This is a genomic window from Sphingomonas sp. DMC6 (assembly GCF_056314225.1).
Window position 1 is genome coordinate 35,094 of record NZ_JBQUYT010000008.1, and the last position, 12,566, is coordinate 47,659.

Sequence of the window (12,566 nt, forward strand, 5' to 3'; positions counted from 1 at the left end):
AAAAAGGGCGGCCCCAGGGCCGCCCTTTTCCTTTAGCCGAAGCGCCGTGCCTCAGGCCGCGGTGAGCGGCGGCAGGTCCAGCGCGACGGTCCACAGCAGGGCAATGTCCCGCGCCGGTGCCCCCTTCACCTGCGCGAAGGCGGTGCGGGCGTCGTCCTTGCGGCCGAGATTATAGAGCGCAACGCCGCGATGCAGGTTGATCGTGTCCGCGTCGACGCCGCCCTTCTGCAGCGCTGCGGCATAGAGCGCCTCTGCCTTGGCGAATTCGCCACCGGCGAACAGCGCATCGGCGCTGGCTGCGGCGGCCTTGCCGGTCGCTGCCGATTCGCCCTGCTTGGCGATCACGGCGAGCGAAGCGTCTGCCTTCGCATTGGCTTCGGCCGCCGTGTAGAGATGGTTGAAATCGGCGTCGCCGGCCGGGATCTTGCCTGCCGCCCGGCCTTCGCCGATCACCGCCACGGTTTCGCGCGGCATGCCGAGCTGGTTCACCGAGCTGGCATATTCATAATAGTCGTTGGCGTCCGCCAGCACCTTGGTGGCGCGCATCAGGCGGTACAGGTCGACGCGCTGCGCATTGGTCAGCTTGGCGCCGCCGGTATCGCCGCTGCCGCGGATCACCAGAATTGCCCAATGCCAGTTCTTGGTGGTCGGGTAATCCTGCAGCATCTTGCCGACCCACTGTGCGATCGCCGCGCGGTCGCCCAGCGCATAGACCTTCGGAATCGCGAACTGGTACCAGGTGACCGGCGGCTTCTGGCCGCTGGCCTTAACGGCCTGGATCGCGCGATCGACTTCGGCGACGGATTCTGCCTGCTTGCCGGTCGCCGAATAGGCATTGGCGAGCGACAGCGCCAGGTCGAAATCGGTGTTGCCGGCAGCGCGCGACTTCAGCAGCAGGTCGATGCCTTCGGCGTACTTCTTGTCCTTCAGCGCGGCGTCGCCGGCCAGGGCATAATATTGGCGCTGATAGACCGGCAGATCGGCCGGCGGCGTACGCGTGCTCGCGATCAGCACTTCCAGATCCTTCATCAGCCCGGCGACATTGTTGCGCTGCGCATCGACGCGCGAGCGCAGATAGGCGGCATAATATTTCTCGTCGTCGGTCTTGGCGATGGCGTCCATCGCGGTGAGCTGCGCGTCGGCGGTTGCCCAGTCCTTCGCCTCGATCGCAGCGCGGGCCGCTTCGGCCGGCTTGCGGAACTCGTTGCTTACCTTCAGGCCGCCATTGTCCTTGCCGTTTTCCTTCTTCTGGGCAGCGGCGGGGGTGGCGACCAGCGCCGTGCCGCCGAGCGTCAGGGCCATCGCCATTGCAACCTTGGAAACAACCTTCATATGAACTCTCCTCGTCGGCCAGCCGGCATCCGCGCTCCTCTATCGGCGCTCCGTGGGGCATTCAAGCGGGCATGGCGGATGTCGCAACGCCGCTGAACATCGATTGAACGAAACCGGCGCCCCGCCGAACGCACGAAAACAGCGCTGGCTCCTGAACATCCCCACGCGCGCGTGTACGCGTACGCGCGGGCGCGGGGTTGGCAGGATGCCTCCGTCCCGCTAGAGCCATAAACACGTAACAAAAACCCGAAAGAATGATCCTTTGACCGACGAGACGCAGCTCGCCGACCCTTCCGACATCACTCCGATCTCGATCGTCGACGAGATGAAGACCTCGTACCTCGATTACGCGATGAGCGTGATCGTGGCGCGCGCCCTGCCCGATGTGCGTGACGGCCTGAAGCCCGTCCACCGCCGCATCCTCTATGCCGCCCAGGAAGGCGGCTATGTCGCCGGACGGCCCTATCGCAAGTCTGCCCGCCTGGTCGGTGACGTGATGGGTAAATACCATCCGCACGGCGACAGCTCGATCTACGACGCGATGGCCCGCATGGCGCAGGACTGGGCGATGCGCGTGCCGCTGATCGACGGCCAGGGCAATTTCGGCTCGATGGACCCCGATCCGCCCGCCGCGATGCGTTACACCGAAGCGCGCCTCGCCCGCGTGGCGACGGCGCTGCTCGACGATATCGAGAAGGGTACGGTCGATTTCGTGCCGAACTATGACGGTTCGGAAAGCGAGCCGTCTGTTCTGCCTGCGCGCTTCCCGAATCTGCTGGTCAACGGCGCGGGCGGCATCGCCGTCGGTATGGCGACCAACATTCCGCCGCACAATCTCGGCGAAGTGATCAACGCCTGCCTCGCCTATATCGATAACGGCGCGGTCACTGCCGAAGAGCTGATGGAAATCGTCCCCGGCCCGGACTTTCCGACCGGCGCGGTGATCCTCGGCCGCTCGGGTTGCCGCTCGGCTTATCAGACCGGCCGCGGCTCGATCCTGGTGCGCTCGCGCCACGAATTCGAGCAGCGCGGCGAGCGCCGTTCGATCGTGCTCACCGAAATTCCCTATCAGCAGGGCAAGAACGCACTCGTTGAGAAGATTGCCGAAGCCGCCAAGGAAAAGCGGATCGAGGGCGTCTCCGACATTCGCGACGAAAGCTCGCGCGAGGGCGTGCGCATCGTCATCGACCTACGCCGCGACGCGACGCCCGAGGTGGTGCTCAACCAGATCTGGCGGAACACCCCCGCGCAATCGAGCTTCCCGGCCAACATGCTCGCGATCCGCGGCGGCCGCCCGGAACTGCTCAACCTGCGCGACATCATCGAGGCCTTCGTCAAGTTCCGTGAGGAGGTCATCACCCGCCGCTCGAAGTTCGAGCTGGCCAAGGCCCGCGACCGCGCGCACATCTTGCTCGGCCTCGTCATTGCCGTCACCAATCTCGACGAAGTCGTCCGCATCATCCGCGGCTCGTCGAGCCCGGCGGCGGCGCGTGAGGCGCTGCTCGCCCGCGAATGGCCGATCGCCGAAATCGCGCCGTACATCCGGCTGGTCGAGGCGGTCGAAGTGGAAGTCACGGGCGACAGCTACCGCCTGTCCGACACCCAGGTCCGCGCGATCCTCGACCTGCGCTTGCACCGCCTGACGGCACTGGGCCGCGACGAGATTGGCGACGAGCTCAAGCAACTGGCGGATTCGATCGCCGAACTGCTCGAGATCCTCGGTAACCGTGCCAAGCTCTACGAAGTGCTGCGCGGCGAGCTGGTGCTGATCCGCGACACCTATGCCACCCCGCGCAAGACCGAGATCGCCGCTGCTGCCGACGGCATCGACGACGAGGACCTGATCGAGCGCGAGGACATGGTCGTCACCGTCACGGTCCAGGGCTATATCAAGCGCACTCCGCTCGACGCCTTCCGCGCCCAGGCGCGCGGCGGCAAGGGCCGTGCCGGTATGGCAACCAAGGACGAGGACGCGATCACCGAGCTGTTCGTCACCTCGACGCACACGCCGGTGCTGTTCTTCTCCACGCTCGGCCGCGTCTATCGCATGAAGGTGTGGCGTCTGCCCGAAGGCGGCCCCGCCACCCGCGGCCGGCCGATGGTGAACCTGCTGCCGCTCGCCAATGGCGAGACCATCTCCACTGTGCTCCCGCTACCCGAGGACGAGGCGGAATGGGGCAAGCTCCACGTCATGTTCGCCACCGCCAAGGGCAATGTACGCCGGAACAGCATGGACCTGTTCACCAACGTGCCCTCGAACGGCAAGATCGCCATGAAGTTCGAAGGCGAGGACGAGGATGACCGCCTGATCGGCGTCGCGCTGCTCAACGAGGGCGACGACGTGCTGCTCGCCACCCGCGCGGGCAAGGCGATCCGCTTCCCGGGCGAGGATGTTCGCGAGTTCCAGAGCCGCGCCTCCACCGGCGTGCGCGGCATGCGCCTGGCCGAGGGCGATCAGGTGATGTCGCTGTCGATCCTGCATCGCTCGGGCGCCAGCCAGGAAGAGCGCGATTCGTATCTCCGCTTCGCCCCGTGGAAGGGCGAGCGCGAGGGCGAATGCGACCTGCCGGCCGAGCGCTACGAAGAGATGAAGGCGCGCGAGCAGTTCATCCTCACCGTCTGTGCCAATGGTTATGGCAAGCTCAGCTCGGCCTATGAATATCGCCGCACCGGCCGCGGTGGTCAGGGTATCACCAACATCGACAATATCGCCCGCAACGGGCCGGTGGTGGCGAGCTTCCCGGCGACCAAGGGGCATCAGCTGATGCTGGTGACGGATCAGGCCAAGATGATCCGCATGTCGCTGGGCGATCTGCGCGTCATCGGCCGCAACTCGGCGGGCGTGCGGCTGTTCAATGTCGCGGCCGACGAACATGTCGTCTCCGCCGCGCGCATCGAAGAGAGCGAGGACGAAGCCGAGGCCAATCTGGGCGACGGCGCCGTTGCCGGCGCGCCCACGCCGGATGCGGTTCCCGGCGAGGATCTGGCCGATGGCGGCGAAAGCTGAGCCATGGCCGGGGATCAGCCACTCATCGCCTACAAGATCCTGACCGCAGAACAGATGGACACGCTCGAGCACGAGCGTGTCTTTCTCGGTGCACCGATCGACCTGCAGGACGGCTATATCCACCTCTCCACTGCCGAACAGGTGCAGGAGACGCTGGAGAAGCATTTCGCCGGGCAGACGGGCCTGTGGATCGCCGCCGTCGACCTGGCGGTGCTGGGCGAGGCAGTGCGCTGGGAGCCGTCGCGCGGCGGCCAGCGCTTCCCCCATATCTACGCCCCGCTGCCGCTCGACGCGGTGACGGCGTATAGCGAGGTCCATTACGAAGCTGACGGCACGCTCCGCCTGCCGGTCGCGGGATAAAAGGCGGGGCGCCTCGCCCATCCGCCTTGACGGCAGGGGCCACTGTCCCTAAGTGGCCGCCTTCCGCCAAGCACTGGCCCCTTCGTCTAGCGGTCTAGGACGTCGCCCTCTCACGGCGAAAACACGGGTTCGAGTCCCGTAGGGGTCACCAGCCTTTTCAAAGGCTTAGTTGCTGAATGGCTGCGCCAATGTGCAACTTACTGCAAATTTACTGCAAAACCGTAGCTGGAAATCGACGGACTTTCACGGATTGTTCTAGGGCCCCACGGCGTCGATATCTGCAGCTGGCAGGACTCTGACGCGTGTCTGATTCGCACCCCAGACTCAGCCTTTCCACCTTCCTCCGGGATATCCGCCGGCCACCATCATGGGCGAATCGCTCCCGGCACGTGGCGACCAGCATGCGCCTTTCGCCGGCCGGGCCTCCAGCGGCAGCTTCTGCCGGAAGCTGCCGCTCGGTCGGCGTGAACCGTTCGGCAGCAATGCGCCCTAGTTGCGGTCATTCCCACACTGACGCTGCCCGCCATAAGCGGACGGTCCGCTTAGCGACCGCACTGCGCGACTAATGGTCGAAATCGGGTGGTTACCGGGCAGTAATCGGATTGAAGCTTCTCACTCGCCAGATGTGTGATGCCTTACATCGTCGAACGGGCGTCGGAACGCGGAGCGGCAGAGGCCGCAGTCGAAGGTCACGTTCTGATCGAGACATTTCTGAAGTGAGCCTCAGTCGGCAAGCCAGCGTCGTCGATTCGGCCGGCCAGCTCTTCGGAACGCGGCGCCCATAAGTTGGCGTGCAATCGCATCGGGAGATGGGGAATCGGAGTAGGATCCCAGCTAGCCCGGTCGTGGGCGATCCGCCGATCTACAGACCATATGATTGCGCCGGGCCGCCAATCAATCGTGTAGAGGTGGTAGTCTTCGCTCGCGTCGAAATTCAGATCGACGCGGTAGGGTGAGCCCCTGTAGCCGAAGCCCATGGCAGCCCCTTCGTCGCCAGGGTTGAAGTACACATTCACCAGCATTTGCCGAGGATTGTCGCCGGGTAGCTCGATATCGATTTCCTGCCGGGGGCACTCTCGATGAAGGAAGAAGCCGGTGATGAGCCCCGATCCTCGCGCTGCCTTGATCTCCGCTTCGAAGTGACCGTGCCCATATGAGCGGGCGGTGGCGAACGCGCCCGAGCGATAGGGCCTTAAGCCGTCGCTGGCTTGGGACAGCGTGAGTACCGCGCCCTGCGGATCGTACCGAAGACCGTCCTTCTCGAACGAGGCGAGATTGCCTGGAAATGTCTCCACAAGGGGTTTGATTAGAGGGTCGGGACTGTCCAACCGGGCGGAGAGGACGCTCCGGCCACAGGGGGAAATTTCACGATGCGATGGCGCTCGCGGCGTCCACGCGATGTTGTCGGGCAGCACCCATGGCGAATCGTCGAGCGGCGATTGCTCGATGGCAGTCGTGGTGATCAACTGGTGCGCATCGCCGCGTCTGTCATCCCGGAACATTCTCGAGCGGCGTGGAGTGCCTTCGGGATAGGGTTGAACCGGCTCGGTGAGGCCGACAAGCGCGCAAAGCTTTGTCCAATTTCTCCCTTCCCCTGGCTCATCGAGAGTGACGACCCGTTGAGGCTGCGCCTCGAGCAGGGAAGTTAGGACGCGGCAAGCGGCGTCCGGCTCCATGATGAATCTGGTATCGTCCTGCTTTAGCGCCGTCGATAACGCGTCATCGGTCAGTGGGGCATCGACTAGCGCATCGAAAACTTCCGTAAGCCTTTTCAGCCCAGCGGCATCGATTTCGGCCTCGTCATCATCGAATGCTCGGACGCGCAGTCCCAGCATCGACAGGGCCATTGCCAGCTTCTCCGGCTCTCCCTTCGCGGTCCAGGCAAGCACCCGTCCGACAGGGGGGCGATCAGGTCTCATCGGGCCGGATCCCGAATCGACGATCCCCGCTCGCGCGAGGTAGGGTAGTACCGAATAGGCATTATCAGATGGCCCATCTTCCCGCTGGAGAATCGCAGGCGAAGCAAGTGCGAGGGCGCCAAGCTCGGTGAACCGATAGTTGATCCACAGATCGGCTGGTCCCGTGACCGGCATCGCGCGCAACAGGGACATCGCGCCTTCGCGCGACAGCACGTAGCCGGACAAGAACCAAAGGCCCCTCAGCGGTTGGAACAGTGCATCGCAGATATCGACACGCTCGGCAGTGCCGCCGGCGTCTCGGTAGGACAGATAGAGCAGGTTTGGGGTTCCTTTGCCGCCGAGGCGCTGGTGCGCTGCACGCCAGCCACGATCGATCATGGAAGCGGCCCCCCTGCAAAACCAGATGTCGTCCTCGAGCACCAGAACATGGCTATCGGGACCATTCGCGACGGCTTTCCAGGCTTCGATGTGAGACCTCGCGACCGCGATTTCCTGCCGCGTCATCCTGATTGGCTCGTCGGGTCCGAAACATTCCGCCAGCCTCGCATCAGGTTGGACGAAGAGCTGATCGCTCATGCGATATGTCGTATCGACATCCGCAGTCGCGGCCACTGCGCGGCCGTCGCGCGCATCTATCGCCGGTAGCCGGCGGGTGATCGTCACAAGGGAAGCACTGTCATGCGTCCTGAAGCGGTTGAGTTCCCGAAGTACGCGCTTCCACCGGTTTGGCTGCCGGTCGAGGTTGATCACGAGGATTGACTCGATCCGATCAGCACCAGGACCGAATGCAGATATCTTGCCGCCGGGAAGCGCGCTTATCGCAGCGCGCGAGATGCGGAACGCCATCGCGCGCAAGGAGGTCGAAGCATCTCGAAGGTTCATTCAGTTAAATCCCGCCACGGAAGCTCAGTCGGCACCCATATTCCGCCAATTGCGAGCATCGTTTCGATAAGATAGTTCCCACCGCGTTTTTGCGATGGCGTCCCAGTCGGGGATCAATTCGAAGTCCAGGTCGGCACCGGCGGCCAGCAGCTCGCGTGCATGTGCCGCCAGGCTGGCGGACAGATTACCGGGACCGGTGGTCGATTGGATTTCCGGGCGTGGCTTCCCGTCAAGCAGCTTGTCGGTTGCACGATAAAGCGCTCGCCGCACGAGCGGGTGGCGGGGCGGAGCAGCGATAGGATTATTGTTCACGTAGAATATGCGATCGGCCGTGGACAAATCTCGCTGCCAAGTTTGCGCCGCCGTAATCATGTCACCAGTCGGAATGTCATAGCAAAGCGGTTGCAGCTTCAATGTACTGCTCTGGAATAACTGCTTCCAGCCATCGCCGTTCAATACGTCGTCGGCGTCAACGTACAGGCCGCCTTCAGCAAGGATGAAACACATGCGAAAATAGTCGCTACGCATCGCCGGATGGCGACAGCGCGCAAACGCTGCGAGCGCGCGCGGGCTGAATTTCGCACTGATATAGCTTGCGGCTGAAGTATCGCAAAAGGTGTGAAGCTTGAAACCGAGCGCCCCCAATGGCGTCCAGCTATCCATGCAGGCTTGCACGTCGTCGGGAAGGTCATCCGGATCATGCCAATATCGGACCAGTGTGCGGGGGATCTCCGCAGAGCCCATCGATATGCCAGCGTGTTCGGCTAAGCCGCTATCCAGCTGTCGCAGGGTCAAGGTTCGGATGAACGCTGATCGTAGCTGGTCATCCTGTTCAAAACCGGGAGGGTAGGCATCGAGGTTCAATCGGGCACCTCGCTGGGGGGTGGAATATCGAATTTCAGGATCGCAGATTCGTTCATCGGCAAGGCAAAGGGCGGCCTAGTCTTCTCCGCCTTTCCACCGTGCGTACCGGGTCTCCGCATTGGGGATATCGGCGAGGCGCGGCCGCGTCTTTAATCCGCCAATCTTGTTAACCAGCTTCGCCAGTTCATCCGCGGCGCCTGGCTTCCAGCCATTGCGGATTGCCCAGTTGCGGATCTTCTCGGCAATGAGCGCATGACCCTTTGCGCGCAGGATCCGAAGCACTTGATCGACCCACTGCTTGTCGCGCGTCTGGAGCAGCGAGTAGGAAAGATTGATCACGCGCGACACCGAGCGCAACGCGGTCTCGACAACGGGGTCATCGACGATTGCGGCCGGCGCCTGTTTCTCCTCGCCATGGACGATCGGGTTCCAGCGTTCGCGCCACTGATCACCCTCGTCGGCTATCCAGGGCACTGCCACAGCACCTTTGATGCCGGACATTCCGTCGACGAAGTCAAGAAGCTCCTCATTGGCATAATAAGCGATAACGACCGGTTGCCCCGCGTCGCAGCGCAAGGTGGCGAGCGTGCCGTGACGCAGCGTTGCGCCGGATGACAGCGACACGGCGCGACCCGCATCGAGGGCCTTGGCGGCGGCTGCACCGAGGTCGGTCGAGAGGCCCGAATGGCGCAGCTGCCCCTTGGTATGGGTGATGAGCAAGATGTCCTGCGTGCCTTGCTTTTTCGCGATTTCCTGCGCGTAGGCGGTCGCGATGCTAAAGGTATCAGGGTCTTGGCTGTCGCCAGGGACCGTTTGAGAATTCGACCGGGTCGGTCTGCCGGGTCTTTTCCACCGCCCAATTCTCAGACGGTCTCTAAGCTCGACACCATCGACACGCATCCAGATCGGCGGAGAGGCGAGGATCGGCCGCCCGTCCCTGGTCAGGCGATACAGCAGCTTCCCGCCGTCGTCTAACAGGGGCGCCTGAACCGGTTTGGCCGAGGACGGATCGGGAAGCTGCCTTCCGAGGGAGTTACGCGGGACAAGTGTTCGCTAGCCCGGCATCGTCGTTCTCCAAATGCCAGTCCGGTGTATCGTACATGACGCAGGCCCGAAGGTTTCCGAACAGTTCGCCAAGCTCGCGCCGGGCTTTCTAGCCGCGCCAGTCGATCCAATTGCCGTAAGGGTGGCATTTCGCCTGCACCCGCGTATCGCCCCCCGGGAATGGAGTCAGCGATAATTGCACCTCGCGCCGATCCGGAGTCCGTTCGAAGCCGACCCGGGCGAGCGGGCGTTCGGGCGTGGCATATTGCCCGGCATCCTCGATCATCGCCACGATCGCCGCACGATCACATGCCGGCAGATATTGGAGGACCATCGAGTGCATTACTACCCGGCAGACGCCCTCGCGCCGCCGCACGCCCGCTAACGGAGCGCGCGCCTATAATATCATTACAGGATAATCACCTAGGAGTACTTCAATTAGTGAGAGAGAGAAATGGATTAGCACCCGCCCCGGACATTATTTTCGGGAATCAAAACTATGCGAGTTCGGGCTTCGGGGTTACTCCAGACTGTATCGGCTGCAGCGATGGCTGCGGCTTTCATGCCCATGGTTGCGCATGCCCAACAGCATGACGGCGCCCCGGCGGTTACCGCCTGGGAGGCGAGCCGCACGGTGGACGACAACGCCTCGATCTCCACTGGTGTCGCCAAGGCGCGCGATCCGCTGAACAGCGCCACGTCGACCAGCGCGCTGAAGGAACGCGACATTTCCGCGCTGGCGCCGATCTCGCTTGCCGATCTGCTGCGCAATGTGCCCGGCATCCGCGCCGAAGCCGGCACCGGCATCGCCAACAACAGCTATACGGTGCGCGGTCTGCCGCTGGTGAATGCCGGCGCCAAATATTTGCAGTTGCAGGAAGACGGGCTGCCCGTGCTCGAATTTGGCGACTTTTTCGTCGCGCCGTCGGACATATTTCTGCGCGCCGACCTGAATGTCGCGCAGATTGAATCGATCCGCGGCGGTTCGTCTTCCACCTTCGCTTCCAACGCCCCCGGGGGCGTCGTCAATCTCGTCTCGAAGACGGGGGAAGTCGAGGGCGGCTCGGTGCAGGCATCCACCGGCGTCGACTATAACACCCAGCGCCTCGACGCGGATTATGGGGGGCAACTCGGTGGCGGCTGGCGTTTCCATATCGGCGGCTTCTACCGCCAAGGCGAAGGGCCGCGCGCAACTGGATATGATGCGTTGCAGGGCGGACAGGTGAAGCTCAACGTCACCCGGCAGTTTTCGAACGGCTATATCCGGTTCAACGCCAAGCTGCTCGACGATCGCTTCCCCTATTACTACACCTATCCGGTGGCGGTGAGCGGCACGAACGACCATCCCAGTTTCCGTAACGTCGCCAATTTCGACATCAATTCGGACACTGCCCAGTCGCGCTACATCTCCACCCGCATCGCGCCCAGCTATAACGGCGCGATTGCGACCACCAACATGCAGGATGACATGCGCGCCAAGACGAAGGCGCTGGGATTCGAGGCGCAGTTTACCCTGGGCGGGTGGACACTCGCCGAGCGCTTCCGCTACGCCGACAACAGCGGTGTGCTGAACCAGGTGGTGCCGCTGGCGGTATCCCCCGCTGCTGATATGGCGGCGCAGTTCACCGGCCAGCCGGGCAATGTGCTGACCTATGCCACCGGCCCCGCCAAGGGCAGCCAGATCAACCCGGCGACCGTGAACGGCAACGGCCTGCTGATGGCTACCGGCTTCTATCGCGCCGGCATCAACAGCATGCGCAACGTAACCAACGATTTTCGCGCCAGCCGCGCCTGGAACCTCCAGGGCAGCACGCTGACGACTACTTTCGGCGTGTACAAGGCGCTGCAGGACCTGAACACTTCGGAGGGCATGACCTCGGTGTTTCAGGACGTGGTGGGCGGCGGCACGTCGGCGCTGGTGGACGTGCGGCGCGCGGACGGCACGCTGATCACCCAGAACGGGGTGGTCGATTACGGATTTCTCGGCCAGCCGGGCATCGCGCGCAACGTTGATGTCCGCTACGACATCACCGCGCCCTACGCTTCATTCAACCTGCAAAAGGGTCGCTTCGCGCTGGGCGGCTCGCTCCGGTACGACATGGGCCGGGTGCGCGGCAGCGCCTTCGCCGATCAGGCTACCCATCCGCAGGACATGAACGGCGACGGGCGGATCGATATGAACGGGCCGGAAGCGGCGGTGCCGGTGATCGATCCGAGCACGCGCTGGCCGGTGCACTATAACTACCAGTATGTTTCCTATTCGGCCGGCCTTAACTATCGGGTGGCCAAAGCCCTGTCGGTGTTCGCGCGCTACAGCCGCGGGGCGCGGGCGGGGGCAGACAGCGTGCTGTTCTCCCCGGCGCTCGACCACGCGACCGGCGGCCTCGCCGATCGCAGCGCCGCTTATGATCCGGTCCGTCAGGTCGAAGGCGGGTTCAAATACCGGAACGGCGGCGTGATCGTAAACGTCACGGCCTTTCATGCGCTCACCCGCGAAACCAATTCGCAGATCTACAACGACGCCAATGGCAATCAGGTGTTCGGCGTGGTCCAGCGTTCCTATCGCACGTATGGCGCGGAGCTGGAATCGCGGGTACGCAAGGGGCCGTTCAGCGTGACCGGCAACCTGACGCTTTCCGGCGGCAAGATCACCGCCGCGAACGATCCCGCAGTGGTGGGCAAGAAGCCGCGCCACCAGGCCGCGGCGATCTACAGCCTCACCCCGCAGTTCGAGAACAAACTCGTCACGCTCGGCGTCAACGTAGCCGGCCAGACCTCCAGCTATTCGCAGGATGTGAACCAGCTGAAGATGCCCGGTTTTACCACCGTCGGCGCCTTCGTGCAGCTACGGCCGATCGAACGGTTGTCGCTGTCGCTCAATGCCAGCAATCTGTTCAACACCATGGCGTTCGTCGACATCGGCGATGCGACCATCCCGAGCTATGGCGTGGTGTTGGCCCGCACCCTGCCGGGCCGGATGCTCACCGCCTCGGCGCGCGTGTTCTTCTGATCCAGGCGTGCCCCGCAGCGTGGCTGCGGGGCATTCTCCCCGAATGTCATCTTTACCGCTGCGTTGGCTTCCATTCGCGCGCGGTCACAGCGCAAGAACGCACCTCACGGCTATCGACTGCACCCGTGATTCCGCCGCTTCGCCCGAA

At 63.5% G+C, this 12,566-nt stretch carries 9 protein-coding genes and 1 tRNA gene; 5 read left to right on the forward strand and 5 right to left on the reverse strand.

Features of this window, described 5'->3' with window-relative positions; translation table 11 throughout:
* Window positions 1-51: 51 nt before the first annotated feature.
* Window positions 52-1,332: a tetratricopeptide repeat protein gene (locus ACT53M_RS16580; protein ID WP_476234779.1), complete on the reverse strand. Its 1,281-nt coding sequence runs from the start codon at window positions 1,330-1,332 to the stop codon at window positions 52-54.
* Window positions 1,333-1,594: 262 nt separating this feature from the next.
* Between ACT53M_RS16580 and gyrA the strand changes: the two genes are divergently transcribed.
* The 4 genes from gyrA to ACT53M_RS16600 all read left to right on the forward strand — a co-directional run bounded on the left by gyrA (window position 1,595) and on the right by ACT53M_RS16600 (window position 5,192).
* Complete coding sequence (gyrA, locus tag ACT53M_RS16585; protein WP_476234782.1) at window positions 1,595-4,339, forward strand: DNA gyrase subunit A; 2,745 nt, start codon at window positions 1,595-1,597, stop codon at window positions 4,337-4,339.
* Window positions 4,340-4,342: 3 nt separating this feature from the next.
* Window positions 4,343-4,699 (forward strand): DUF952 domain-containing protein, encoded by a 357-nt coding sequence (locus tag ACT53M_RS16590; RefSeq protein ID WP_476234784.1) that lies wholly within the window; start codon window positions 4,343-4,345, stop codon window positions 4,697-4,699.
* Window positions 4,700-4,774: 75 nt separating this feature from the next.
* A tRNA-Glu gene (locus ACT53M_RS16595) sits at window positions 4,775-4,850 on the forward strand.
* A 216-nt stretch (window positions 4,851-5,066) separates the two neighbouring features.
* Window positions 5,067-5,192 carry a hypothetical protein gene (locus ACT53M_RS16600; protein WP_476234786.1) on the forward strand — a complete coding sequence of 42 codons (126 nt, stop codon included), beginning with the start codon at window positions 5,067-5,069 and terminating at the stop codon, window positions 5,190-5,192.
* 196 nt (window positions 5,193-5,388) lie between these two features.
* On the opposite strand, the gene ACT53M_RS16605 is transcribed toward ACT53M_RS16600, so the two are convergent.
* From ACT53M_RS16605 to ACT53M_RS16620, 4 genes are all read right to left on the reverse strand, one after another.
* Window positions 5,389-7,464, reverse strand: a complete 2,076-nt coding sequence (locus ACT53M_RS16605; RefSeq protein ID WP_476234788.1) for a family 16 glycosylhydrolase — start codon at window positions 7,462-7,464, stop codon at window positions 5,389-5,391.
* A 60-nt stretch (window positions 7,465-7,524) separates the two neighbouring features.
* Complete coding sequence (locus ACT53M_RS16610) at window positions 7,525-8,364, reverse strand: glycosyltransferase family 32 protein (RefSeq protein WP_476234790.1); 840 nt, start codon at window positions 8,362-8,364, stop codon at window positions 7,525-7,527.
* Between the two features lie 75 nt (window positions 8,365-8,439).
* A complete protein-coding gene (locus ACT53M_RS16615; protein ID WP_476234791.1) occupies window positions 8,440-9,084 on the reverse strand; it encodes a hypothetical protein in 645 nt (214 codons plus the stop codon).
* A 433-nt stretch (window positions 9,085-9,517) separates the two neighbouring features.
* Window positions 9,518-9,784, reverse strand: a complete 267-nt coding sequence (locus ACT53M_RS16620) for a DUF2332 family protein (RefSeq protein WP_476234793.1) — start codon at window positions 9,782-9,784, stop codon at window positions 9,518-9,520.
* A gap of 186 nt (window positions 9,785-9,970) precedes the next feature.
* Between ACT53M_RS16620 and ACT53M_RS16625 the strand changes: the two genes are divergently transcribed.
* Entirely contained in the window at window positions 9,971-12,418 is a 2,448-nt protein-coding gene (locus tag ACT53M_RS16625; protein ID WP_476234795.1) for a TonB-dependent receptor domain-containing protein, read from the forward strand.
* Window positions 12,419-12,566: the final 148 nt, after the last annotated feature.

Coding starts and splice junctions, on each gene's coding strand:
- ACT53M_RS16580 (WP_476234779.1), bottom strand. CDS start 1,332: ATGAAGGTTGTTTCCAAGGTTGCAATGGCGATGGCCCTGACGCTCGGC.
- ACT53M_RS16590 (WP_476234784.1), top strand. CDS start 4,343: ATGGCCGGGGATCAGCCACTCATCGCCTACAAGATCCTGACCGCAGAA.
- ACT53M_RS16600 (WP_476234786.1), top strand. CDS start 5,067: ATGGGCGAATCGCTCCCGGCACGTGGCGACCAGCATGCGCCTTTCGCC.
- ACT53M_RS16605 (WP_476234788.1), bottom strand. CDS start 7,464: ATGGCGTTCCGCATCTCGCGCGCTGCGATAAGCGCGCTTCCCGGCGGC.
- ACT53M_RS16625 (WP_476234795.1), top strand. CDS start 9,971: ATGCCCATGGTTGCGCATGCCCAACAGCATGACGGCGCCCCGGCGGTT.